This window comes from Achromobacter sp. RTa, assembly GCF_000757485.1.
Lineage (GTDB): Bacteria > Pseudomonadota > Gammaproteobacteria > Burkholderiales > Burkholderiaceae_B > Achromobacter.
Window position 1 is genome coordinate 146,749 of sequence record NZ_JPYO01000013.1, and the last position, 23,849, is coordinate 170,597.

The 23,849-nt window shown below is 64.6% G+C and carries 19 protein-coding genes; 7 read left to right on the top strand and 12 right to left on the bottom strand.

The genetic code is table 11. The features are described from left to right. Positions 1-218 precede the first annotated feature (218 nt). On the top strand, positions 219-2,132 hold the full coding sequence (locus JL37_RS05375; RefSeq protein ID WP_043542518.1) for an LTA synthase family protein: 1,914 nt from the start codon (positions 219-221) through the stop codon (positions 2,130-2,132). Here the strand turns inward: JL37_RS05375 and JL37_RS05380 are convergent. After that, positions 2,116-2,721, bottom strand: coding sequence for a DNA-3-methyladenine glycosylase I (locus JL37_RS05380; protein WP_043542519.1), 606 nt, complete (start codon positions 2,719-2,721; stop codon positions 2,116-2,118). The two genes, JL37_RS05375 and JL37_RS05380, sit on opposite strands and share 17 nt — an antisense overlap. Before the next feature lie 193 nt (positions 2,722-2,914). Between JL37_RS05380 and JL37_RS05385 the strand changes: the two genes are divergently transcribed. Next, on the top strand, positions 2,915-3,376 hold the full coding sequence (locus JL37_RS05385) for a YkgJ family cysteine cluster protein (RefSeq protein ID WP_043542520.1): 462 nt from the start codon (positions 2,915-2,917) through the stop codon (positions 3,374-3,376). Between the two features lie 34 nt (positions 3,377-3,410). Here the strand turns inward: JL37_RS05385 and JL37_RS05390 are convergent, their stop codons facing one another. Beyond that, complete coding sequence (locus JL37_RS05390; protein ID WP_081954981.1) at positions 3,411-4,190, bottom strand: AraC family transcriptional regulator; 780 nt, start codon at positions 4,188-4,190, stop codon at positions 3,411-3,413. Positions 4,191-4,295: 105 nt separating this feature from the next. On the opposite strand from JL37_RS05390, the gene JL37_RS05395 reads away from it, so the two are divergent. The 3 genes from JL37_RS05395 to JL37_RS05405 all read left to right on the top strand — a co-directional run bounded on the left by JL37_RS05395 (position 4,296) and on the right by JL37_RS05405 (position 5,577). Then, complete coding sequence (locus tag JL37_RS05395) at positions 4,296-4,736, top strand: transcriptional repressor (RefSeq protein ID WP_043542521.1); 441 nt, start codon at positions 4,296-4,298, stop codon at positions 4,734-4,736. Next, a complete protein-coding gene (locus JL37_RS05400) occupies positions 4,733-5,152 on the top strand; it encodes a hypothetical protein (RefSeq protein WP_043542522.1) in 420 nt (139 codons plus the stop codon). The genes JL37_RS05395 and JL37_RS05400 overlap by 4 nt, the downstream gene beginning before the upstream one ends. Before the next feature lie 137 nt (positions 5,153-5,289). Next, a complete protein-coding gene (locus tag JL37_RS05405; protein ID WP_043542523.1) occupies positions 5,290-5,577 on the top strand; it encodes a ClpX C4-type zinc finger protein in 288 nt (95 codons plus the stop codon). A 47-nt stretch (positions 5,578-5,624) separates the two neighbouring features. Here JL37_RS05405 and JL37_RS05410 read toward each other — a convergent pair whose 3' ends face one another. The 3 genes from JL37_RS05410 to JL37_RS05420 form a co-directional block, all read right to left on the bottom strand. After that, a complete protein-coding gene (locus JL37_RS05410; RefSeq protein WP_043542524.1) occupies positions 5,625-7,286 on the bottom strand; it encodes a ShlB/FhaC/HecB family hemolysin secretion/activation protein in 1,662 nt (553 codons plus the stop codon). Positions 7,287-7,390: 104 nt separating this feature from the next. Continuing rightward, entirely contained in the window at positions 7,391-13,123 is a 5,733-nt protein-coding gene (locus tag JL37_RS05415; protein ID WP_043542525.1) for a YDG domain-containing protein, read from the bottom strand. 257 nt (positions 13,124-13,380) lie between these two features. Beyond that, positions 13,381-15,435 carry a sensor histidine kinase gene (locus tag JL37_RS05420; protein WP_231570298.1) on the bottom strand — a complete coding sequence of 685 codons (2,055 nt, stop codon included), beginning with the start codon at positions 15,433-15,435 and terminating at the stop codon, positions 13,381-13,383. 69 nt (positions 15,436-15,504) lie between these two features. Here JL37_RS05420 and JL37_RS05425 point away from each other — a divergent pair, with 69 nt between their 5' ends. Continuing rightward, entirely contained in the window at positions 15,505-16,206 is a 702-nt protein-coding gene (locus JL37_RS05425) for a response regulator transcription factor (RefSeq protein WP_043542527.1), read from the top strand. A 42-nt stretch (positions 16,207-16,248) separates the two neighbouring features. Here JL37_RS05425 and ycaC read toward each other — a convergent pair whose 3' ends face one another. After that, positions 16,249-16,875: an isochorismate family cysteine hydrolase YcaC gene (gene ycaC, locus JL37_RS05430; protein ID WP_043542528.1), complete on the bottom strand. Its 627-nt coding sequence runs from the start codon at positions 16,873-16,875 to the stop codon at positions 16,249-16,251. A 205-nt stretch (positions 16,876-17,080) separates the two neighbouring features. Here ycaC and JL37_RS05435 point away from each other — a divergent pair, with 205 nt between their 5' ends. Continuing rightward, the gene (locus JL37_RS05435; RefSeq protein WP_052096876.1) at positions 17,081-18,076 is read left to right on the top strand and encodes a LysR family transcriptional regulator; all 996 of its coding nucleotides are present in this window, start codon (positions 17,081-17,083) and stop codon (positions 18,074-18,076) included. Here the strand turns inward: JL37_RS05435 and JL37_RS05440 are convergent. The 6 genes from JL37_RS05440 to JL37_RS05465 all read right to left on the bottom strand — a co-directional run bounded on the left by JL37_RS05440 (position 17,995) and on the right by JL37_RS05465 (position 23,825). Next, positions 17,995-18,909, bottom strand: a complete 915-nt coding sequence (locus JL37_RS05440; RefSeq protein WP_043542529.1) for an SMP-30/gluconolactonase/LRE family protein — start codon at positions 18,907-18,909, stop codon at positions 17,995-17,997. The two genes, JL37_RS05435 and JL37_RS05440, sit on opposite strands and share 82 nt — an antisense overlap. Before the next feature lie 56 nt (positions 18,910-18,965). Continuing rightward, positions 18,966-19,799: an NAD(P)-dependent oxidoreductase gene (locus JL37_RS05445; protein ID WP_043542530.1), complete on the bottom strand. Its 834-nt coding sequence runs from the start codon at positions 19,797-19,799 to the stop codon at positions 18,966-18,968. Positions 19,800-19,836: 37 nt separating this feature from the next. After that, a complete protein-coding gene (locus JL37_RS05450; RefSeq protein ID WP_043542531.1) occupies positions 19,837-20,829 on the bottom strand; it encodes a TRAP transporter substrate-binding protein in 993 nt (330 codons plus the stop codon). 72 nt (positions 20,830-20,901) lie between these two features. Further along, positions 20,902-22,173 (bottom strand): TRAP transporter large permease, encoded by a 1,272-nt coding sequence (locus JL37_RS05455; protein ID WP_043542532.1) that lies wholly within the window; start codon positions 22,171-22,173, stop codon positions 20,902-20,904. After that, a complete protein-coding gene (locus JL37_RS05460; protein WP_231570300.1) occupies positions 22,170-22,709 on the bottom strand; it encodes a TRAP transporter small permease in 540 nt (179 codons plus the stop codon). Before JL37_RS05460 ends, JL37_RS05455 begins: the two co-directional genes overlap by 4 nt. 180 nt (positions 22,710-22,889) lie before the next feature. After that, entirely contained in the window at positions 22,890-23,825 is a 936-nt protein-coding gene (locus JL37_RS05465) for a 3-hydroxyacyl-CoA dehydrogenase family protein (RefSeq protein ID WP_043542534.1), read from the bottom strand. Positions 23,826-23,849: the final 24 nt, after the last annotated feature.

Here is a 23,849-nt window from a genome sequence, read left to right on the forward strand (position 1 = left end):
CTGGCGGCGCCGAGCGGCGCGGCTCGCCCGGCGTTTGCGCAGCATGGCGCGTGCCTGGCCTCCTGGCGGCCGGTTACAAAGCGAAAAGGCTCCGGACGGCGAAATAGGTAGAACACGCCAGCGCCAGGCGAATTTTCGACGCCGGCGCCGTTCAAATGTCCGAACGCGAAAGACGTGCGGCCCGGTCAGGCCGGAACGCTGAATAACCTGGAGGCCCGATGCGGCATTCGACCTTGATTTTCGTAGTGGCGGCATTTGCGCTGCTGACGCTCAGCCGGCTGGCGCTGGCCGCCTGGCAGTTCAAGCGTGTGCGCAACGCCGGCGGCCTGCTGCCGCTGCTCCTGGGAGGGCTGCGCATCGACGCCCATCAGATCGGCGTGCTGGCGGCCCTGCCCGCCGTGCTGTCGCCCCTGCTGGGGCACTTCCCTCTGGCCGCGACGCTGGCGGGCTACTGGTACCTGGCCGCATTCATACTGCTGGCCTTCCTGGAAGTGGCCACGCCGCCCTTCATCCTGGAATACGACAGCCGCCCCAACCGCCTCTTCGTCGAATACCTGAAGCATCCGCGCGAAGTGTCCGGCATGCTCTGGCGCGGCTACAAGACGGCCCTGGTAGGCGGCCTGTGCGTCCTGGCGCTGATAGGTTGGGGCGCCTATGGCCTGTTTGGCGGCGCCCGGCCTGACGCCCAACTCGTCTGGTGGCAGATGCCGATCGCCAGCGTAGCGATCCTGGCGGTCGTCATCCTGGCCATCCGGGGCACCCTGGGCCACCGCCCGATCAATCCGTCGTCGGTGGCCTATTGCTCGGACGGCATGCTCAACACCCTGGCGTTGAACTCGCTCTACAACGTTTTCTATGCCGTCTACAGCATGAAGAACGAGAAGTCCGCCTCCGCCGTCTACGGCGGCATGGATGACGACAAGATGCACGGGCTGGTGCTGGCGCAGGCCGGCCTGCCCGTGCCGCCCGCCAACCCGGACTATCCCAGCCTGCACCGCCAGCCCGCCACCCGCAAGACGGCGCGGCCGCTCAACCTGGTGATCATCCTGGAAGAAAGCCTGGGCGCTCAGTACAGCGCCGGGCTGGGCGGCGCCGACCTGACGCCGGAGCTGGACGCGCTCGCGCGAGAGGCCTGGACGTTCACGCGCGCTTACGCCACGGGCACCCGCTCGGTGCGCGGGCTGGAGGCGGTGGTCACCGGCTTCCTGCCCACTCCCGCCCAGGCCGTGCTGAAACTGCCCCGGTCGCAGCGGGGCTTTTTCTCCCTGGCCGACCTGCTGGGGCGCCATGGCTACCACTCGCGCTTCATCTACGGCGGCGAGTCGCACTTCGACAATATGAAGGGCTTCTTCCTGGGCAACGGATTCAGGCAGATCGTGGATCGCGCCGATTTCGTCGACCCGGCTTTCGTTGGCACCTGGGGCGCCTCGGACGAGGACATGTTCAACCAGCTGGACCGGCTGCTGCGCGAAGACGGCGACCAGCCGACCTTCACGCTCGCCTTCAGCGTGTCGAACCATTCTCCGTGGGAATACCCGGCTGGACGCATCCAGACCGAAGGCAATCCCGCCACCGTGGAAAACACCGTCCGCTACGCGGACTGGGCGCTGGGCCGCTTCTTCGAACGCGCCAAGGCCTCGCCCTATTGGGAGAACACGGTATTCCTAGTTGCCGCCGACCATGATTCGCGGGTCTTCGGCGCCAGCCTGGTGCCGGTGCGGCACTTCCACATTCCGGCCGTGATCCTGGGCGCCGGCATCCAGGCGCGCCGCGACGACCGCCTGATCAGCCAGATCGACCTGCCGCCGACCCTGCTGTCGCTGATAGGCGTGGACACCGAGCACCCGATGATCGGGCATGACCTGACGCGCAGCACGCCCGGCCGGGCCATCATGCAGTACGACAATACCTACGGGTATCTGAAGGAAGACGAGTTGCTGGTGCTGGCGCCCAACAAGACGCCGGTGCAATACCGCTACACCGCGCCCGAGGACTACGCGCCCGTGGCCCTGGACCCGGCCCTGGCCACCGAGGCGCTCGCGCATGCGCTGTGGCCCAGCTGGGCCTATCGCGAAGGACGCTATTGCCTGCCTGGCGCCGCCGCCCCGGAACAGGCTACGCCGGCCGCCTGAACGCCTTGCGCGCCTTTTCGCTGGCCGCGTAACAGTGGCAATCGGGGCTGTGATCGTTCACCATGCCGACCGACTGCATGAACGCATAGACCGTGGTGGGCCCGACGAACTTCCAGCCCAGCTTCTTCAGCGCCTTGGACAAGGCCTCGGACTGCTCGGACGTGGACGCGCCATAGGTGGACGGCGCGCCGGGCGGGGCTTCGAACCGCCACAGGTAGGCGCCCAACGATCCCTCGCGCTGGATCATTTCAAGCGCCCGGGCCGCATTGTTGATCACGGCTTCGATCTTCCCCCGGTGGCGCACGATGCCGGAATCGGCCAACAGCCCCGCCACCTCTTTTTCACCGAACCGCGCCACCCGGGCGGGATCGAAATTGGCAAAGCCGCGGCGGAAGGCCTCGCGCTTGGACAGGATGGTGCGCCAGCTGAGCCCGGACTGAAAGCCTTCCAGGCAGAGCTGCTCGAAAAGCGCGCGGTCATCGGCTTCGGGGTGGCCCCATTCGGTATCGTGATAGGCCATGTACTCGGTGGAAGTATCCACCCAGCTGCAACGGGCGAGGCCGTCGGGGAATTCGGTCTTGGCGTTCAATTCTGGCTCCTGGCCGCAGTCGGGTCACCGATGCTACCGCAGCAACACCCCTGAAAAAAGTCGTAGCGGCCGCGAGGAATATCCAGCTAATATTTGCAGCCCTGATCCCGCGCCGGCCGTGACCGCGCGCTCCGGCGCCCCTCGCGGGTTTTGCAAACCTGCCGGGCCCGGACAGGCTAACGCACCGCGCGCCATGTCCCTGCTCGACTCATCGCTTGTCACCTTCGTCTCGCCCGCCGTCCTGGCAGGCGACGACCCGGCCGCCAACCCCTGCCTCGACTGCGGGGCATGCTGCGCCCACTTCCGCGTTTCGTTCTACTGCGGCGAACTGGCGGGAGAAAATGGGGGCCACGTGCCCGTGGAGCTCGTCACCCAGATGAGCCCGCTGCGCGCCTGCATGAAAGGCACCGAAACCGGGGGCGGCCGCTGTATTTCGCTGCGCGGAGAGCTGGGCCGGCCCGGCATCCACTGCGCCATCTACGAAAACCGCCCCACGCCCTGCCGGGAGTTCGACATCTGGATGCCCGACGGCTCGCCCAACCCCGATTGCCAGCGGCTCCGGCTGCGCCTGGGGCTGCCGGCGGTACCGCCCCGCCCGGACGCCGAAAACGATCCGCAAGGACCCATGCATCCCAATCAGCCGGCCGCGGCCTGAGCCGGCGGCAAGGCCGTACGGACGGGGGCTTCCGCTAGCCGCGGCCCGCCAGGTAACGGGTGGGCGTGGCCCCGAACGCCGCGCGGAAACTCCCGATGAATGCGCTGGTGCTTTCATATCCGACCGAAAGCCCGGCTTCGGTGACGGAACCGCCGCGGCACAGCAGCTCCAGGGCTCGCAGCAAGCGGGCCTGCTGGCGCCACCTCCCGAGTGTCACCCCGGTTTCCTGGCGGAATCTGCGCATCAGCGTGCGGGACGACATATTGAGCCGCTGCGCCCATTCCTCGATGCCGGCGGTGTCCTCGGGGGTGTCCAGCAGAGTGTGGGCCAGGTCCTGCAGGCGCGGATCGGCCGGCATGGGCAGCAGCATGGGTTCGTGTTCGCGGTGCCTGAGCTCTTCCAGCAGCACGTCGAACAACTGCATCTGGTAGGCCGGCGATACGGCCTGCGCGTCTGGGCCGGTGAAACGATCCATCAAGGCCTCGATCAACTTGGACGAAGGCCAGGACCGGCAACTGGCCGGCAGCCGCTCGCAGACGTCCTTGCGCACGTACAGGAACGATCCGCGCGCCTCGCCGAACCACCGCGCGCCATGCCGCACGCCCGGCGGAATCCAGCCCAGACTGCCCGGCATCACGGTCCAGACCTCGTTGCCCGCCTGCACCATCACCAACCCTTCGTGCACCAGCACCAGCATGCCCTCGTCATGGACATGCGAGGGCACGGAGATGCCTTTGGATTCGCGGCGACCCTGAACGCTGAAAGGCGTCAGCAGGACGTCCGGCAAGGCGGGCGCGATGGCCACGTGAAGCATGGTTGGCAGGTTTGAGCTACTGATTGTCGGTTTCCGCGGAGCGGGGCTTTTTGAAAATGTACATCATTCTCATCAGGACATCAGCCCCCCTGAAGGAGAAACCTCATGGACCACTCACGGCTGCGCCACGCCGGCATCAAGGCCACCTTTCCCCGGATGAAGATCCTGGACATCTTCTACCAGCATGCCGATCTGCACATGAGCGCGGCGGACGTCTACCGCAACCTCGTATCGGATCACAGCAATATCGGCCTGGCCACGGTCTACCGCGTCGTCACGCAACTCGAAGGCGCCGGCCTGCTCAAACGGACCCAGCTCGATACCCACACCACCGTGTACGAGCTCAACGACAAAGGACACCACGATCACCTGGTCTGCACCCAATGCGGACGGATCCTGGAATCCAGCGACGCCGCCATGGCGCAATTGGTAAGAAAGATCGCCAAGCGCAGCGGCTTCCAGCTGAATTCCTACAGTCTGGTGCTCTACGGCGGCTGCGGCTGCCGCCAGGGCGCGCCCCTCACTCCTCAAGGAGAATTCGAATGAATCGCGAACAGTTTTTCTTCCACGATCTATCCCAGTTTCCCATCGTCACCGCCCGGCATGGCGGCGCGCCCGACGGCTACTCGTCCACCTGGATCCGCGAAATGGAGATGCTGCTGGACAATCCCCAGACCTTCGTCATGGTGGTGCCCGACATGCGCCAGGAGGCCGGTCAGGCGGACCGCAAGGCCATGATCGAATGGCAGACCGCCAACATGCCGCGCCTGAAGGCCCGCTGCCGGGCGTTCATCGCGGTGGAAAGCGATGCCGACGCGCTCGAGAAGATACGCAAGCGCGGCGAGAAGATGACGCGCGCGTTCGGCATGCCGTTCCTGGCGGTGGCGACCGCGGGCCAGGCGACGCAGTGCGCCCGCGAATTGCTGGGCCAAGCGGGGCCGGGCGGTTTCATCGTGAATTAGGTAGCTGCCCCTGCGCAGCGTCTGGCAGCCCCTTGCCTGGGGCTTAAGAGTTCGCGGGCCGCGCCGTTGTTGATAGCAGGACGCCGGCATCCGCGACGTCCGCGCTCCCGCCCACCCGATGATGAGCCGCCAGACGCATGAACCTCGCACTCGCCTGTATATTCTGCCGATCGACGCTCTCCCAGGGCGCGCCGCTGCTGGAAAAAAACGGCGCGGCCATCTGCAAGGCCTGCGTCGACAGCTTTTCGGCCCTGTTCGCCGAACGCGCCTGGGTGATGGCGGCAACCCTGCAAGAGCAGCTGGACGTGCTGCTGGAAGAAAGCCAGCGCGCCCTGGCGCACAGCGAATCCCTCTCCGTGCGCGCCCGCAGCTGCGGCCTGAGCCTGCACGAGCTGTCGGCCATGCCCGCGCGCAGGCCGTCCTGAAACAGCCGGTCCCCGCCTTCGAACTGGCGGGGGCAATCCGGCGCAACTCAGAACAGGTACTGCGCGCTCAGCCAGAACAGCGGTTTGACATCGCGGTTGTCGGATTGGGGCCCGCCGCCGTCGGTGCGCCACGCCACCGTGGCTTCGCCGCGCCAGCCGCCCACCGCCACGCGGGCGCCCACGCCCGCCCCGGCCACCTGGCGGAAATTATCGCCAGCCAGCCACGGATGCGTGGAAATCTGTACGCGGCCGGCGTCGTAGAACGCGAACGGCGAGATGGCGCCCGCCGCGTAGCGCACTTCCAGCTGCGTCAGCCAGCCGCGGTCGCCGTAGCCTTCGCCCACGGGATAAGCGCGCACGCCAGCCGGGCCGCCCAGGCCGAAGTCTTCGGATGAGTCCAGATTGTCGTTCGTCCACTGGCCGCTGAAACGCCCGAACAGGCTCCAGCGCGACGAGATCGATTGCACCCGCGCAATGTCCAGGTTCAACTTGCTGTAGTGGCCCGCCGAGCGCGCGCTCACGCGGTCGCCCGCCGCCAGATCGCCGTCCAGCTTCAAGGTGCCCGGCGTCCACGTGACGGCGCCGTAGGTCAGGCCGCCGCCTCCCAGGCTGTCGCGCAGGTCGAACTGCGCGGAGACCGGTACGCTGTTGCTGAACTTGTTCTGCACGATCTCCGCCGCGCGGTAGTCGTCACGCAGCTTCTTGTGCAGGAAGTCGATGCCGACGGTCAGGTTGCGGCTTTGCGAGCGGACCAGCGGGTAGCTCAGACCCATGCTGGCGACCTTGGCGGTGCCGTGCGCGTCCAGGTCGCTGAATTCCTTGCCCAGCTCGTAGCCCGTGTAGCCATAGCCGATGCGGCCGCGCAGGCCGGAGCTGCCCAGGGGCGCGCTATAGCCCACGTCGCCATAGTTCAGGTTTTCGCTGGTGTGCTGGGCTCGCAGTGTGATCTGGTCGCCAAGCATGAACGGGCTGTTGATCGACAGGGCCGCATTCGCCCGGTACTGGCCGGTGTAGCGGTTGCCCTGGTTGTCCAGCCCGACGCTGCCATTGACGCGGTCGGCGCGCTCCACCTGCACCATCAGGTCGCCCGTGCCCATTTGCTGGCCTGGACGGATGATGGGGCTGACGGCGATGCCGGGCAGGTCCGAGAGCAGCAGCGCCGCGCGTTCCAGCGGCGCGCTTTCGATGATGTCGCCGGATCTCAGCGGGCTCAGGTAGGACTGCGCCTTGGCAGCCAGCGCGGCGTCGCCTTCGGCCTGGACCCGGCCATAGCGGCCTTCGACGACCTGCAGACGCAGCAGGCCGCGTTCCAGCCCTTGCGCCGGCAGGTAGACGCGCGCAAACGGATAGCCCGCGTCGTGGTAGTAGCGCGTCAACTGGTTCGCCAGCCCCTGCATGCCAGCCAGGTCGTAGGACTTGCCCTGATAGTCGCCCAGTTGCGCCAGCAACTGCTCCGACGAAAATGCCTGGTTGCCGGTCAACTCGACGCGGGACACGCCGGCCTGCGGACCGCCGGGAGCCGCCGTGGCGGGCACCGGACTGCTCAGGTTCAAGTCGGGCGCGGGCGCGGGCGGCTGGGGCTCGGTCGCCTGTTCCTGCAGCACGCGGCCTGCATTGGGGATCTGCTGGGCGCCCGCCGCGGCGGGCAGCAGCGCGGCAAGCGCCAGGACCAGATAGTGCGGACGGGCGGAAAATGAAGCTAGCGTCATGATCTTGTGGAAATCGGTGTTCGCGCATGGCGTCCGTACCCCGGCCAGGGCATGAACGCCAGCAAGCGGATAAGAAGTGGAATTCGCCTTGTGGAATGCCGGGATCAGATGCCGCCCCGGACGACGTCCTCGGGCAGGCGGATGCCGCCGTCGATCACCAGCACCTGGGCCGGGCCTTGCATGGCGCGCGCGCCCTGCCCCGCGTTCGGCGCCGGCGGCGTATTGGCGCCCTGGCCGTTGCCGCCGGAGCTGACCGGCACGAAGTCCAGGCCGCCCGACAGGTCCGGTTCGGTCGAATTGGCGGCGCCCACGGCGGCCCTCAGCGACTGGACTGCCGACAAGGACGCCTCCCGGCGCGTATCGGATTGCACGGCGTTTTCGATAAGCAGCGTGCCGTCCACCGCGGCGATGCGGTAATTGGCGTTGCCCAGGCCGCCCGCGCCGATCAGGTAGCTGCCCGCGGTCTCTCCCGGCGCGCGGCTGAGCGCGCCGGCAAGCGTGTCGTCGCCGACCAGCGTGCCTTGCGTGACGCGCCAGGTCAGTGCCGGGTCGGCTTCGCCCGCGCGCTTGGTCTTGTCGTCCGCCGCCACCGTGATGGCGCGGCGGTCGATGACAGCCCGATGCTGCGTGTCGGCAAGCACGTAATTTCCGGCCAGGCCCGTGCCGCTATCTGCCAGCGCGTATTGCACCGTGGCGTTGCGCTCGCCGGCATCGGCGCTGTCGTAGCGGGCGGTGGCGCTGACGCCCAGGGTCTCGCCTGCGACGAGATTGGTCAACGAGCCCGTTCGCGCCCGTGCGTCCGTGCCGCCGTCATAGGTCTTGCCGTCGACGACGGTGCCATCGATGCCGAGCACGCGGCGGGCGATGGTGGCCCGCGCCTGGGCGGCGTTCAGCACGTAGTTGCCGGCGTCTTCGCCCGTGAGCGAGAAGGCGACCGCCTTGCGCTCGCCCGCGTTCTTGTCGGCGAACGCGCCGGCAAAGCCCAGGTCGTCGCCGGCGATGATGCCCTGGATCGCATCGGCGCCCAGCACGCTGGCCACGCTGCTGCCATCGTAGACCTTGTCCTGCGCGCCCAGCGCGCCGGTCAACTGGCGGGCCGCGATGGAGGCGGTGGTGGAAGCGTTGGCGCTGACCGTGTAGTTGCCCGCGTCCGCGCCAACCAGCGCGCCGCTCACGTCGACCCGCTTGCCCGTGCCGGCGTTCTTGTCGGCAAACACGCCCGCCGTGGACAACGCCACCAGGTCGCCCGCGACCACGCCGGTCAGCTGGCCCGAGGTCGTGGCGGCGGTCGTGCCGTCGTAGGTCTTGCCTGCGGCCGTGATGGCGCCCGTCAACGCCTTGGGCGTGATGTCGGCCGTCGCAGTGGCGTTGGCGGACAGCGCGTAGTTGCCGGCATCCAGGCCGGACAGCGTGCCTCCGACAGCCACCGTCTTGCCGCTGCCCACGTTCTTGTCCGCGAAGGCGCCCGTGGTCGACAGCCAGACGATGTCGCCCAGCAGCACGCCGGACAGCGTGCCGCCCGTGCTCGCGGCCAGCGTGCCGTCATAGACCTTGCCGGATGCCGTGATGGCGCCCGTCAGCGCCTTGGGCGTGATGTCCGCCGTGGCGGTGGCATTGGCCGCCAGCACATAGTTGCCCGCGTCCGCGCCCGACAGCGTACCGCCGACGTTCACCATCTTGCCCACGCCCGCGTTCTTGTCCGCAAACGAGCCCGACGTCGACAGGGAAACGGCATCTCCCGCCAGCACGCCGGACAGCGCGCCGCCCGTGCTCGCAGCCAGCGTGCCGTCATAGACTTTGCCGGACGCCGTGATGGCGCCGGTAATCGTCCTCGGCGTGATGCTGGCGGAGACATTGGCCATGCCGCTGCCCAGCACGTAGTTTCCGGCGTCCGCGCCAATCAGTCCTACGGTGATCAGCTTGCCCAGCCCGACGTTCTTGTCGGCGAAGTTGCCGACCAGCGCCAGGCTGTCGCCGCCCACCGCTCCCGAAAGCCCTCCGGACACGAATGCGACGGTGTTGCCGTCGTAGACCTTGTTGGCGCCGATCACCGTGCCGTCCAGGACTTTGGCGGTGATATTGGCCGTGGTGACCGTGGAAACGTTGTCGATGAAGTAGTTGCCGGCGTCGGCGCCGGTCAGCGCGACGCCACCAACGATGACGGTCTTGCCGCTACCCACGTTCTTGTCGCCGAAGCTGCCGGCGCCGCTGACGCCGATATCGTCGCCGGCGATGACGCCCGCGCCCAGCGTCCCGTTCACTGTCGCGCCGGTGGCGCCGTCATAAACCTTGTCCCCGGCGGTGAAGCTCGCCGAGACGCCTTTCTGCAGAACGTTCAGGCTCAGGCCATCGGCATAAATGATGTCGTAGCCTCGCTGGTCCGAGTACAGCCCGCCATTGCCGGTCAAGGTTCCGTCCGCCAGGCGGTACGTGCCCGCGTTCTTCGAACTGGTGGTGAATTCCAGGGCGCCGCCCAGTTGCGCGCCCGCTTCCGAAGCGATGTAGTCCGCTCCCCCGCTGACCTGGCCGTTATAGACCTTGTCGGCCAGGCTGACCGTGACCTGCTTGAGGAATCCGCGCAGCAGGGGCGTGCCATTGCCTTCGTACATGCGCCAGGTCGCGCCCGTGCCTCCCGCGTTGTCGATGTCCCAGCCAGCGTCCAGGAAGGTGGAGAGCTGGGTCAACTGCTGGTATGTCCTCATGCCGCTGGCGGCGTTCACCGTGCCGCCATTCGCACCGATCAACATCATGGCCGGATTGCCCGAGGCGGGATTGCCCGAAGCGTCCGTGCTGGCGGCGAAGCTGTCATTCACCGTGCCGGCGTTGTAGCCGACCAAAGCGCCATTGCCGGCAAACATGAACAGGCTGCTGATCGTGGAAGTGGAGTACGTCTTGCTGATGGTTCCGTAGTTCAGGCCCACCAGCCCGCCTGCATTGCCCACCAAAGGACCGTCGGTGGACACCGTCCCCGATGTATAGGCATTGGAAATGGAGCCATGATTCATGCCTACCAGGCCACCAGTTCCATTGCCGAGGCCATTGGTGCGGATATGGCCATTGGCGTAGACGTTATCGATCGTGCCGAGGTTCATGGCGGCCAGTCCGCCGGCCTGCATGAATCCGTTGACTGTGACGTTGTCTAGCCCGATATTGCGGATCGTTGCCGAGCTGCCGACGGTTCCGAACAAGCCCGCGTAAGGCAGGTAATTGCCGACAGTCAGATTGGAAATCGTGTGTCCGTTGCCATTCAGGCTGCCCATGAACTGATTGCCGCCCCCTATGGGACTGAAGCCGCCCGTCTGCCACATGCCGCTGCCGCCAGTCGAGGTCGCCTTGGCGTCGATATCGCGCACGATGTTGTAGTGGGCCGAAAGGTCGGCCGCCATCAATTGCAACTGGTGGTCGTTGGACACGGCCAGGCTGTATTCGCTCGCCAGGAAGGGACGCGTCATCCCTTCGACCATGATCCACTGCGCCTTGCCGGCGGCGTCTTTCGCGACCCATACGTTGTCCGTGCCCGGAATTTGGCTCCAGGTCCCAAGGTTGGCGTAGGAGCCATGCGATAACGCGTTCGCGACAGCCCCCGTTCCCGAGACCGAGCCCGACGAGCCGCCGCCAACGGCGTTCGCCTGGCCCGTCGTCGCGGCATCCCACTGCGCGTTCTCCAGGACGATGCCGCTGCCTGAAAACATTCCGACCACGCCGCCGACGAGATTCTTGCCCGTCACGCGGCCGGTCGCATGCACGTTGGACACGATGCTGTTGTCTCGGGCCGAACCCACCAAGCCACCGATAGCCAGCCCCAAGCCATCCTCGGCGGCATCGACGTTGCCGATCGCATAGGCATTCCGGATCGCGCCGGAATTGATGCCGACCAGGCCACCCGTGTCGGAATTGCCGCCGGCCACATTACCCGTCGCGTACGCATTTTCAATGCTGCCGGCCGCGGAATTGCTGCCGGCCAGGCCGCCAAGCGCGTAGCCCTTGTTCGTACTCGTGACCGTCGTGCGGGCGCTCGCGCCGACGATGTTGGAAGAATTGTTCCCGACCAGGCCGCCCAGGAAGGAATCTCCCACAACGCTGCCGCTGGCAGACGCATTGCGGATGGTGCCTTCGTTGCTGCCAGCCAGGGGACCCAGGTTGGAGCGGCCGGTGATCGAGGCGTTGGTCACCGAAAGATCCCGAACCTCGCCATCGCTGGTAATCCTGCCGATGAGGCCCAGGTAGGAACCGGTGGAGTTGATGGTCAGATTGTCGATCGTATGGCCCAGGCCCGCCAACGTACCGCGCAAGTCCGTCACGATCGAACTCGAAAACGTATTGCCTTTCAGGTCCAGGTCTTGCGCAAGCGCGTAAAAACCGTAGCCAGACTGGCCGATGGCCTGCAGGTCCTGCAGCGAATGAAGCAGCGTGAAGCCCTGACCATTGACCTTGAACGTGGCCTCTGCGCCGCTCAGCGTGATCGGCGCGTTCGCCGCGTAGGAGCCACCCGAGGAATACCCGCGCTGCTTGAATCCGCCAAGGTTCAACTCAAGGCCGGCATTCCTGCCTGTCGCGGTGATCGGAGCATTGATCGCCACGCTGCCATGCGAGCTGAGCGTCAGCTTGGTATCCGCGCTCCAGGCCACGCCGGCGTTCACATTGATATTGCCCGCCTGGTCGCCGCCATCGATCGTCTGCAGTTCGATGTTGCCGTTGTTCAGATTGGCCGACAGGGTATCGGCGCCGATGCCGCTGTCAGTCTGGCCGGCTGCGCCCGCGCTGACGGTGAAGTCGGTCGGATCGACCAGCCAGGCGCCATGCTGTCCGCTTGCCGCCTTGGTCGTCACCACCGCGCCCTTGGCGACGGTGATCTTCGCCGCCGACGTTTCCACGAAGCCGCCCTTGCCGCCGTTCGGCGCGCTGGCGTCCAGCGTGCCGGCCACGGCGACGCGGTCGTTGACCATGTCGCCCAGCAGCGCGATCTTGCCGTTCTCGCCGGTCGCCAGCGTCCTGGCCTGCGTGATGCCGGTGTGGTTGATGACGGTGCTGGCAAGGTCGCCCGCGGCCTTGGCTGTCAGGTAGACCACGCCGCCGTCGGCGCGGATCGCTCCGCCCTGCTCGATCAGCGCGTCGATCGCGCCCTGCTCCACTTCGATCTTGACCGGGCCGCCCAGGTCCAGCTTGACGCGGCTGCCTGCGCCAAGCAGCACGCTGCCCTTGTCCGCCGTCAGATTGCCCGTGTTGGTGATCCTGGCCGCGATCAGCGCGATGCTGCCGCCCGGCGCGGCGGTGATATTGCCCTGGTTGACGATGGCGTTGCTGCTGCCGCCTTCGAAGCGGTAATTGCCCGCCAGGAAATCCTGCGTCGAGATATTCAGCGTGCTGGCCACGATGCCGCCCACGTTCACCTGGGCGCTGGGCGTGAACACCACGCCGTTCGGATTGACCAGGAACACCTGGCCGTTGGCGTTCAGCGCGCCCTGGATCACGGATACGTCCGGTCCCAGCACGCGGTTCAGCGCGACGGAATCGCGGCCCGGCTGGTTGAACGTGACGCTCTTGCCCTTGCCGATGGAAAAACTCTGCCAGTCCACGGCCATCTTGCCGCTGTGCTGGTTCACCGTCATGGCGTTGCCGTTCTGGCTGATGGAGCCCGAACCCGCCACCACGTTGCCGCCTGTCGGCAAGTCCGCCGCAAGGGCCGGACCGGACAGCAGCAGGGCCGCGCTCAACGCGGCCGCGCCGCCTGCGTTGCGCTTGCGGCGGGCGCTGGCATGCTCGGCAACAGGGACATACACCCCCAGGGCGTCGTTCCAGACCAGGCGGTAGATATGGTTGAGGGAGGGCTTTTTCATGGCATATTCCGGAAGCGGCAGCGTCACAATTTGTAAATTTCGCTGCTGAAATATACCGATTACTGCGAGCCCAAATCTGAGCAAATCTAAGCAATTCGTAAATGCTGGATCTCTGCGCGGCGGCAAGGACGGAAAAGCGCGAAGTTCCCATGATTTGACGGAATTTCTTTCCGACCCAGAGAATCCGGGCTGATACAAACAGACGCTTTTACGCAACAAATTGTCGGTTGCCGACAAGTTTGACGCTGCGCCCGTGGTCAGGAAGCACGCGCGGCGTTCCGGCGTGGGAGGCTCAGGCAGAAACACACCGGCTCCGCGCCGCCGGCGGTCTTCAGGCACACCGACCCGCCCAGCCGTTCGGCAATCGTCCTGACCAGGTACAGCCCCAGCCCCGCGCCCGGATGGCGCAGCGCATTGGGGCCGCGGTAGTACTTCTGGAACAGGCGCTCCTGCTCGTCGGCGGGGATCGGATCGCCGGAATTTGCCACGTCGATATGCTGGAGGTCCGCGTCCTCGCGCAGCGCAACGTGCACCGCCTCGCCTTCCGGGCAATGACGGTCCGCGTTGGCCAGCAGATTGCGCAACGCGATCCGCAGCATGCCGGCATCGCAGAGCAGGACGTGCCGGCCCGGGCCGTAGGCGCACTGGATGCGGCCTGCGGGAAACTCGCGGTCCAGGTCCGCCAGCAAGGCCCGCAGATCGCACTCCGTCAGGCGCGGCTCGGCTCGCGGTTCGCCCATGCGGTCGTGCGTCAGGTATTCGTCCACCAGGGCCAGGAGACGCATGGCCGCGTCGCGGATGTTGCCGCAGCGCGCCAGGCTTTTCTCGACGGGCGCCGCCAGGTTGCGGGCGAGCTGCTGCGCCGAGGTCGTGATGATGGCCAGCGGCGTCCGGAACTCATGGGACACCATGGCCACGAAATCGCGCTGCTCGGTGAACACGCGCCGTTCGAGCTCCAGCGAGGCGCGCAGCTCGTCTTCCAGCAGCACGCGGCGCTGGATCTCCTCCTGCATTTCGGCGGTGCGCAAGGCCACCTCCCGTTCCAGGCGGTGGCTGTGCTGGCGCGCCAGATCGGCCGCGACGTTCGCCTGCTGGCGCTCCTTGCGGCGGCGCTGGCGTTCATGGCGGCCGACGATGCTCAGGCTCAGCAACAGCATGTGCAGCATCGTGCCCAGCGTGGAGATGTATTCCGTGAAGGCGTTGACCGGCAGCACGCCCAGGTTGCGCAGGAAGGCGATCAGCACGCCCGCGTAGAACACGCCGAACGCCACCGCGAAGAAGCGCGCGGGCCGCCATCCTTGCTTCAGCAGGTAGACCGCCAAGGTGGAAAACGCCACGATCAGCGTCAGGGCCAGCAACTGGGTCGGCTGCATGCCCCAGGCGTAATGTCCGGTAAGCACGAAGAGGGAACACAGGCCGGCAATGGCCCAGAACAGCCGCTGCAGCCCGCGCACCGCCCGCGGATACAGGGCGGCGAGATCGAGCTGCGCAAAGGCGATCCGCAAAGCCACCGGCAGGCTGACCGCGATGCCCACGCCCAGCATTCGGTCGCTCCACTCCACCGGCAGCCCCGTCAGTTGCTGGACCAGGCCCAGCGACATCACCTCGTTGAAGACGCAGTTGCCGATATAGGCCAGGAACAGGCCGCTCATCGGCGCGCGCGTGGCCCACCAGAAAACGGCATGCACGCAGATCAGCAATAGGTAGAAGCCGAAATACAGTCCGAACAGCAGGCCCTCGCGCCGCGACTGATTGTCGAACGCCAGGCGCTGCCAGACCTCCACCCGGGTCGCCACGGCGTTCTTGCTTTGCAGACGGATCATGATCGCGTAGGAGCCGGCTGTGGGTGGATCGAACTGGATCACCGGGCTGCGGTAGTCCACGGGCCATTCCCTGCGCGGCCTGTCCTCGCCGCTCCAGCCCAGCAGCGACCAACTGCCCCCGTCGCCATCGCTCACGTAGACGCGCACGTCGTCGAGCAGGGAATTGCTCAGCCGCAGCATCCAGCCGCCTCGCGCCACCTCGTCCACCTGTATCGGCAGGCGCAGCCAGACCGTGTCCCGGGTAAAGCCCGCGCTCAGGCTCGCAGGCAGCGGCTTCCAGGCCTGGGCCTCGGCCGCCTGGCTGACTGTCAGGGCGCCAGCGGGATCGTCCAGGCGCTCCAGATGGCCGGAAGCATCCGCGTGGCCCAGCCGCGTGTCCAGGCGCAAAGGCTCGGCGCGCGCCTGTCCGGCGGCCGCCAGAACCGCAGCCAGCCAAAGCGTCAGCAGCGCCAGCCACGCCCGCCGCATAGGGTAAGATTTCCGTTTCATCCCGTCGCAATCCCGTGCAGCCACGCAGATTACACCACCGCCCCAGCCGATCCTCCGAAGGCGCCCGGCATGATTGAAGTCATTCTGCTCGAAGACGAACCCGTGCTGCGCCAGGAACTGGGCGAATTCCTGGAAGAACTCGGCTATGCGCCCAGATGCGTGTCCAGCCTGCAGGAATTCGACCGGCACTTCGACGCGGGCCGCCATCACCTGGCCGTAATCGACATAGGCCTGCCCGACGGCTGCGGCCTGGACCTGGTCCAGCGCCTGCGCCAGGACGGCCAGAAGCTGGGCATCGTCGTGTTCAGTGCGCGTCAGACCAGCGCGGACAGGATTGCCGGCCTGGGGCTGGGCGCCGACCACTACCTGGGCAAGGGCTGCGATCTCGACGAACTGGCCGCCACGCTGGCTGCCCTGGTGCGGCGCTTGGGTTTGCAGCAACAGCCGGCGTCCGGCCAGGCGCCGCCTGCCTGGACGCTGGAAGTGGGCCCTCGCCGCCTGCTCGTTCCCGACGCGCCCGCCGTGCCGCTATCGCAGCAGGATTTGATGGTGCTGCGCTGCCTGATGAGCCATCCCGGCGAAAACATCAGCCGCAGGCAGATAATCGAAGAACTGGGCTTCGACTTCCTGGACTACGACCAGCGCCGCCTGGACACGCAGATGCGCAGGCTGCGCCGCCGCGTGGAAGACGCCAGCGGCCAGACGCTGCCCGTCAAGACATTACGCAGCAGCGGCTATTGCTTCTATCAAGCGGCGCAGGTGCGCGCGTAGCGACAATAGCGCCGGCAAAGAAAAACACCACACAACCCAACCTTACTTGCTGGCCTTGACGGTCGAGTACGAGGCCATCAGGTTGCGGTAGTCGGGGATATGGTTGGCGAACAGCGTGCCCAGGCCTTCGATGTCATTGCGCCAGTCGCGATGCAATTCGCAGGCCACGCCAAACCAGCTCATCAATTGCGCGCCGGCCTGCTCCATGCGGCTCCAGGCGGCATTGCGGGTCGCTTCGTTGAAGGTGCCGGAAGCGTCGGTGACGACGAATACGTCAAAGCCTTCTTCCAGCGCCGACAGCGCAGGAAATGCCACGCACACTTCCGTGACGACGCCCGCGATGATCAGTTGCTTCTTGCCGGTGGCTCTGACCGCCTTGACGAAGTCTTCGTTGTCCCAGGCATTGATGTTGCCGGGACGGGCGATGTAGGGCGCCTTCGGGAATTTGTCCTTCAGTTCCTGCACCAGCGGACCATTGGGTCCGTCTTCGAAGCTGGTGGTCAGGATGGTCGGCAGCTTGAAATAGTCGGCCAGGTCGGCCAGGGCCAGGACGTTGTTCTTGAACTGGTCGGGCTGGAAATCCCGCACCAGCGACAGCAGGCCGGTCTGGTGATCGACCAGCAGCACCGCGGCCTGGGTCTTGTCGAGTTTCACATAGGGCTTGGCCATGAATTTCTCCGGGAATGGGTTGGACGCGAACAAGAGTAGTCCAGTCCGGACACGGCGGGGAGCAATCCAGGTTTCCTTGCGCCGAACACCAGATTCGCCAGCACCGAACGAGAAACCAGGCCTTGCGCGAACGCGCTCGTCCGCGCCCTCGGCAGTAAACTAACGGCCTTGTTCGCACGAACGCCGATCAGCCGAAGGAAGCACCATGCAGTGGCGATACGACGACATGGAAACCTTCGTACAAGTGGTCCGGTGCGCAGGCGTGACGGGTGCGGCCAAGCACCTCAAACTGACGAAATCCGTGATCAGCAAGCGGGTTCGCGACTTCGAACTGGCCCTGGAGCTCCAGCTTTTCCAACGGCTCCCCGGCCGGCTGGAACTTACCGAGGCTGGCGAGGCCCTCTACGATCGCATCGCGCCTCTGCTGGGCGAACTGCACGAGGCCGTGGAAGACATGGTGCCGAGCAGTGGCGGCTCGCTGCGCGGCCGCCTCCGCATCTCCACGCCCATGTCGTTCGGCATCCGCTACCTGGGCCCGGTCATCGCCGACTTCGGCCGCCTGCACCCCGATCTCGAAATCGCGGTCGACTACGACGACCGCCCGGTCTCGCTCGCCCACGGCGGGTACGACGTCGCCGTTCGGATCGGGCACTTGGAGGATTCCTCGCTGAAGACGCGCACGCTCGGAGAATGCAAGCGCCTGATCTGCTGCAGCCCCGACTACGCGCAACGCCGCGGGATGCCGGGCAACGTGGCTGGCCTGGCGGAACACGATGCGATCGATTACGCCTTGGTGCACGCCAGGCGCTTTTGGCAATTCGAAGGGCCTCAGGGGGAGCCGGTCACCGTGGCGATGCGGTCCCGGATCCTGGCCAACAACGGAGAAGCCATCCGCGACATGGCCATCGCGGGGCTGGGCATCGCGTCCCTGCCGGCGTTTCTTGTCGCGGAAGCGATTGGCGACGGACGCCTCATCGCCATCCCCCTGGAAATGCAGCAGCGCCCATACACTATGGCGGCCCTGTATCCGAATACTAGGCATGTGCCCGCCAAGGTCCGCACTTTTATCGACCACCTGGTGCGGATGTTCCAGCTGCATGCGCCCGGCGAGTTGCCGGGTCAGACGCCCGAATACATGACGCGCCCCGGTACAGGCATCGGCGCTGTCAGGATCGACCCCGACTCGGACTCGGTAATGTAAAGCGTCTTGCGGTCCACCCCCCCGAACGCAATATTGGTGGTCAAGGCTCCCAGCGGGGAATTGATGCGCAGCATAGGTTCGCCGCGGTTGCTGAATAGCCAGACCGCGCCCAGGCCGACATGCGCTACCGCCAGGTTGCCTTCCTCGTCGATGGCAAGGCCATCCGGCCCGCCTCCGCCGGACATCTGGATGAAGGTGCCGACCTTGGTCACATGGCCGTCGCGCGTCAGCGGAACGCGCCAGATGGCGTTTGCCCGCGTTACCGCCACGTACAGAACGGACTCGCTCGGATCCAGTACCAGACCGTTTGGGCTGGGTATGTTGTCCAGCAGGCAGTCGACACTGCCATCCGCCCGGCGCCTGAAGACGCGGCCCGTCTGATCATGCCAGCCGGTCAGGCCCTGGTCGGTGAAATACAGATCGCCGTTGGACGCGAATACCAGGTCGTTCACGGCCTTTAGCCGCTCAAGGTGGACCCGTTCAAGAACAGGCCTTACCTCGCCGGTTTCCGGTTCGAGCTGAACGATGCCGCGGGCATAGTCCGCAATGAAAATGCTGCCGTCCTGATGGATTTTGAGACCATTGGGCTCGCCATCGTAATCGGCAATCAGTTCAAACCGGCCTTGACCGTCGACCCGGAATACCCGGCCCCAGGGCACGTCCACGCAATACAGGCGGCCCTGGGCATCGAAGGACGGCCCCTCCAGCAGGGAATGCGGCGGTTGATTGCCCGGCTGATAGCGATGCCACTCGGACGTGCCTTCCGGCTTTCTGAATGCGTCGGGCAGACGAGCAAAGACTTGGGCTTCGATGGCTGGCGGAACGGCGTACATGGTTTTCCCGTGGCAACTGGTTATTCGTGGACGGCAACGATCTCGAAACGGAAGCCTCAGGAGATTCTGTCGGTTGTGCCGACAAACTCCAGGGGGCAATAGAAGCCGCCGTGGAACTGGGCGGCTATCGGATCCTCGGGTATGTTCCTGGCCAGGATCTCCGCCGCGAAAACCTCGGAGTCGTCTTGCGGCTGGTAGCCCAGGAACTTCACATTGGAGTTGTCCCAGCGATTGCGAAGATTGTTCGACACGCCATAGGCCACGGCAAAATGGTACGACTCGTGCTCGATGCAGCAACGCGCCAGCTCCGCCATGTCCTTGTGGCTGATCCAGGTCAGCAGTTGCCGGGCCTCGCTCGGATGGTCTGGGGTGCGGAACGTGCCGATCCGCAGGCACGCGACCGACATGCCGTACTTGTCGGCATACATCCGCCCCAAGGCCTCGCCAAACACCTTCGAAACCCCATAAAGCGAATCGGGCCTGGGCTGCACGGTGTTGTCCAGGAATTTTTCCCTTCTGTGATAGCCCACCGCATGGTTCGAACTGGCGAAAATGACGCGGGGCACGTTTTGGCGACGGGCGGCTTCGAACACGTTGTAGCAGCCATCGATATTCATTGGAAGGATTTTCTCCCAGGTGTCCACGCCAGGAATCCCGGCAAGGTGGACAACGCAATCGATGCCTTCCATGCAGCGCTCTACGGAGCTCATGTCCCGGACGTCGATCGCGCAGATTTCCTCGCCCGCTTGCGCGGGCTCCTGCTCGGCGATATCGGCCAGGCGCAGCAAGGCATAGCGGCCGCGCAACTGATCGCGCAGGCATTTGCCTATGTTCCCAGCCGCTCCCGTGATCAGCACCCGCAGATCTTCAGGTTTTGTGAAGCAAGTCATTGGTCTTCCTGTGTCTTTCCCGAGGCGGGGCAATGGGCTATTTCTTGGCGCTGGCCTTGGCGGCAATCACGGCGTCATAGAGCGCCTGGCCATTGGGCGCTTCGCCGATCAGCTTCTTTACGACCGGCCTTGTCGCCTGCACCAGGGAATCGAGATCGCTCGGGTAGACAATCGCAACGCCCTTCTCCTTCATGGTTACCATCCCTTCGTCATAGACCTTCTTGTAATAGTCGCGGGCGTAGGCCATCGCTTCATCGGCCGCTTCCTTGACGATTTTCCGCTCATCGTCGGAAAAGGAATCCCAGCGGGTCTTGGACATGACCAACAGCGCTGGGTGAATATTGACATGCGTCATGTTGAAGTACTTGGACACTTCGATGAACTTGTCGGACACGAATTGGTCGGGCGTGGTCTCGCCGCCATCGATGACCTTCTGCTGCAGCGCCAGGTACAGCTCGGAATACGCCATCGGGGTAGCCTGCGCGCCCAGGGTCTTGTAGCTTTCAACATATCCCGGCGACTGGATGACGCGGATTTTCATGCCCTTCAGGTCATCGGCAGAATTGATGGCCCGATTCCCGAAAACATTGCGCTCGATGGCCGAGAACCAGCCCAGGCCCACCAGGCCATATTTGGGAAGAATATCCATGAACTTGTCGCCGACAGGGCCGGCGAGAATTTCGTTGGCCTGCTGAACGCTGTCGAACAGGAAAGGCGTATCGAAAACCAGGAATTCTTTCACCACGTTGTTCAACGCTGGCTGGCCGGTAACGAACAGATCGGTAGCGCCGGCCACGGCGCCCTGGATCATGGTGAGCTCCCCGCCCAATTGCGAATGCGGGAATACCGTGACAGTGATCTTTCCGTTCGATTTCTCTTTCAGGATATCGGCGAACTTTTGCGTTCCGACATGGAACGGGCTGTCCGTGGTAAGCGTATGCCCCACGTCCATATTCAACGCATGGGACGGCGCAGAGAACATCAGCGCGCTCAAGGCCCCGATGCCGAGCATTTTCTTGAAAGCCTTCATTTTTTGTCTCCTGGATTATTTCTGGATTTATGTTTTTTCGGTTTGCGCCGAGCTTCCACCCGGCGCCGCTATCTACAGAAACGCCGTGCTGAGGGCGGGAACATAAGAGATGATCAGGATGTCCACGATCAGCACCGCCAGAAAGATGACCAGGTAGCGGGCCAATTGGTGCATCTTCAACTGGGCAACCTCACACACCACAAACAGGTTGACCCCTACCGGCGGAGTGACCATGCCAACAGCCAGATTGGTAATGACGATCATGCCGAAATGGATGGGATCGATTCCAAAACTCACGCTGATCGGAGCAAGAATCGGCACGATAATCAGGATCGCGGCCAGCGCTTCGATGAACATGCCGACAACGAACAACATGCCGTTCACCAGCAGCAGGAAGACAAAGGGGCTGGTCGTCACCGATCCGAGCGTGGCGGCCACGCGTTGCGGCACCTGGTTGATCGTCAACAGATATGCAAACACGGCGGCAAAGGCAACGATCAGCAAGATGATCGCGGACATCACGGCGGCACGTCCGAAAATGCCGAGCAGGTTCTTGAGCGTGATTTCCTTGTATACGAACATCCCCAGCGCCAGGCCGTAAAGGACCGCAATACAAGAAGCTTCGGTGGGCGTGAACAGGCCGCCATATATACCGCCCAGGATGATGACGGGCATCATCAGGGCCAGCGTCGCGTCGCGCAAGGCCACCAGCACGCCTTTGGTCCAATCCTTCAGGCTCAGCGCGCGAACTTCATCAAAGCCCTTGATGCTGGCAATCACGCAGACCGTCAGGATCAGCGATACGGCGATCAGGAGCCCCGGGAGGATCCCCGCGATGAACAGCGCCCCGACCGATACGTTGGCCGTCAGCGCATAGACGATCATCGGAATCGAAGGCGGAATAATGGCTCCCAGCTCACCGGAAGACGCCGCGATCGACGCCGCGAACGAGCGTGGATATCCCTTCTTCTCCATTTCGGGAATCAGCACGGATCCGATGGCGGCGGTGGTCGCGGAGGAAGATCCCGACACCGTGGCGAACAGCAGGGACGTCAATACCGCGACGGCGCCCAGGCCTCCCCTGATCCAGCCGACAAACGCGTTGGCCAACTGGACCAGTCTGCGCGCGACGCCTCCCGACTGCATGAGATGGCCCGCCAGGATGAAAAACGGCACGGCCATCAGGCTGAATGAGTCCAGCGACTGGAAAGCCATCTGCACCACGATCAGCAGCGATCGGTCGCCCGACTGCAGCGCCATGGCCGCAGACAGGCCCAGCGCCGTCATGATCGGCGCGCCTATCAGCATGATCAGGAAAAACGACAAGCCAAGAACCAGGATCATAATGCCCCCTCGACACTATTCTTTATTTCCATCGCCTCTTCCATTTCCGCCGATTCCCGCTGCGGCGATTCCACGTTCAGCAGTTCCTTGACTGCATTCGTAAGCGTGTTCGCGCACATGAGCAGGCAGCCGGCAGCCATCAACGAATAGACATAGGCCATCGGCATTTCCATCGCGGGCGACCATTGCTTCAGCCCGAGTTCGATCAATCGGATGGATTTCCAGACCAGCAACAGTGCAAGCGCCAAGGTCAGGACATGGGACAGCAGCCGCAGCCAGCGGGCAAGACGCTCCGGGACCAGGCTGATGAATACGTCGACGCCGATCAAGCGCAGATGATAGGCAGCCACCGCACCGCCGATGAAGACGCTCCCGACCATCATGTAGCGCGCGATTTCTTCCGCCCATGGCGCGGAAAATGGAATACCGGTGTAGGTATAAAGAAGCCGGGCGAAAACCGAAACCGAAATAGCTGCAATCATGCCGAGCAGCAGCAGCCCGGCGCATTTCTCCGCAGCGTTGTTGACGGAATCCATGGTTCGCTGCAGGGCCTGGAACTTCCTGTGGGAGGCAGCGCCTTCGCTCATACGGCCTCCCCGTGTTTTTTGTCTCGCTTCATCAACCTACCCCTTTTTTGCTTGATAGGAATCTGCGTTGCAGACTTGTCTTATTGGTGTTTTTTTATGGTTGCCGCGTTTGCCTTTGTATAGCCAATGTCAGTTATTGGCCTCTTCATCCGAAAGAATGCGTGCGGCCTTGAGCAGCGCCGTCTCGTATCGCTTCTGCTCGGCTGCCACTTGTTCGGGAGTCCATTGGTAAAACCCGCGCAACGATGGGGATTTCACGCCGACATTTCCGTTTGCCACCAGTTCGCGCATATAGGCGCTGGGTTCCTGGTCGGTACGCAGGTAGGGATACATCGTCGCCGCCGCGGCGCAGTGGATATCGATCCCGGCCAGATCCTTCTGCAGCAAGGGGCCGGCCGCGATGTACCGGAACCCGAATCCATACCGGACGGCCGCATCCACATCTTCCGGAGACGCGAAGTCCTCTTCGACCAGCGCGATTGCCTCGCGCATCAAGGCATGCTGAATCCTGTTGGCAAGAAATCCCGGAATATCGCGCTTGACCCGGATCGGTTTTTTTCCGACTGCCCGCATGATTGCGCTGACCTGCTCGGCCGTCGACGCATCCGATACCGCGCTGCAAACCACTTCAACGGCCGGCACCAGATGGGCCGGCATAAAGAAATGCAGCCCGAGCATGCGGTTTTGCGTCGCCAGGTTTTTTCCGATCTGGCTGATTGGAAAACTCGATGAATTACTGGTCAACGGCGTTGGCGCCGCGCATAGGGCTTCCAGCTCGGCAAACACCGCCTGTTTGAGTTCGAGATTCTCGAATACGCATTCGATGACAATATCGACATCAGCCCAATCGACATCCGCCAGCGCTCCATAAATGGCCGGCGGGGCAGCGCTGCCGTCAGCGCCGAGCGCCCGGGCAGCCGCGTCCACTTTTCCAGGGAGCGCGAGCCGCGCCGACGCATCCGATTCAACCACGTGGACGCTCCACTGCGCCACGTTGAACATGGCCGCCACCGCGCACCCCATTGTTCCGCCGCCCACCACAACCACCTTATTGACGCCGCTCATTATTTATTCCCGATTAAAGGCTTG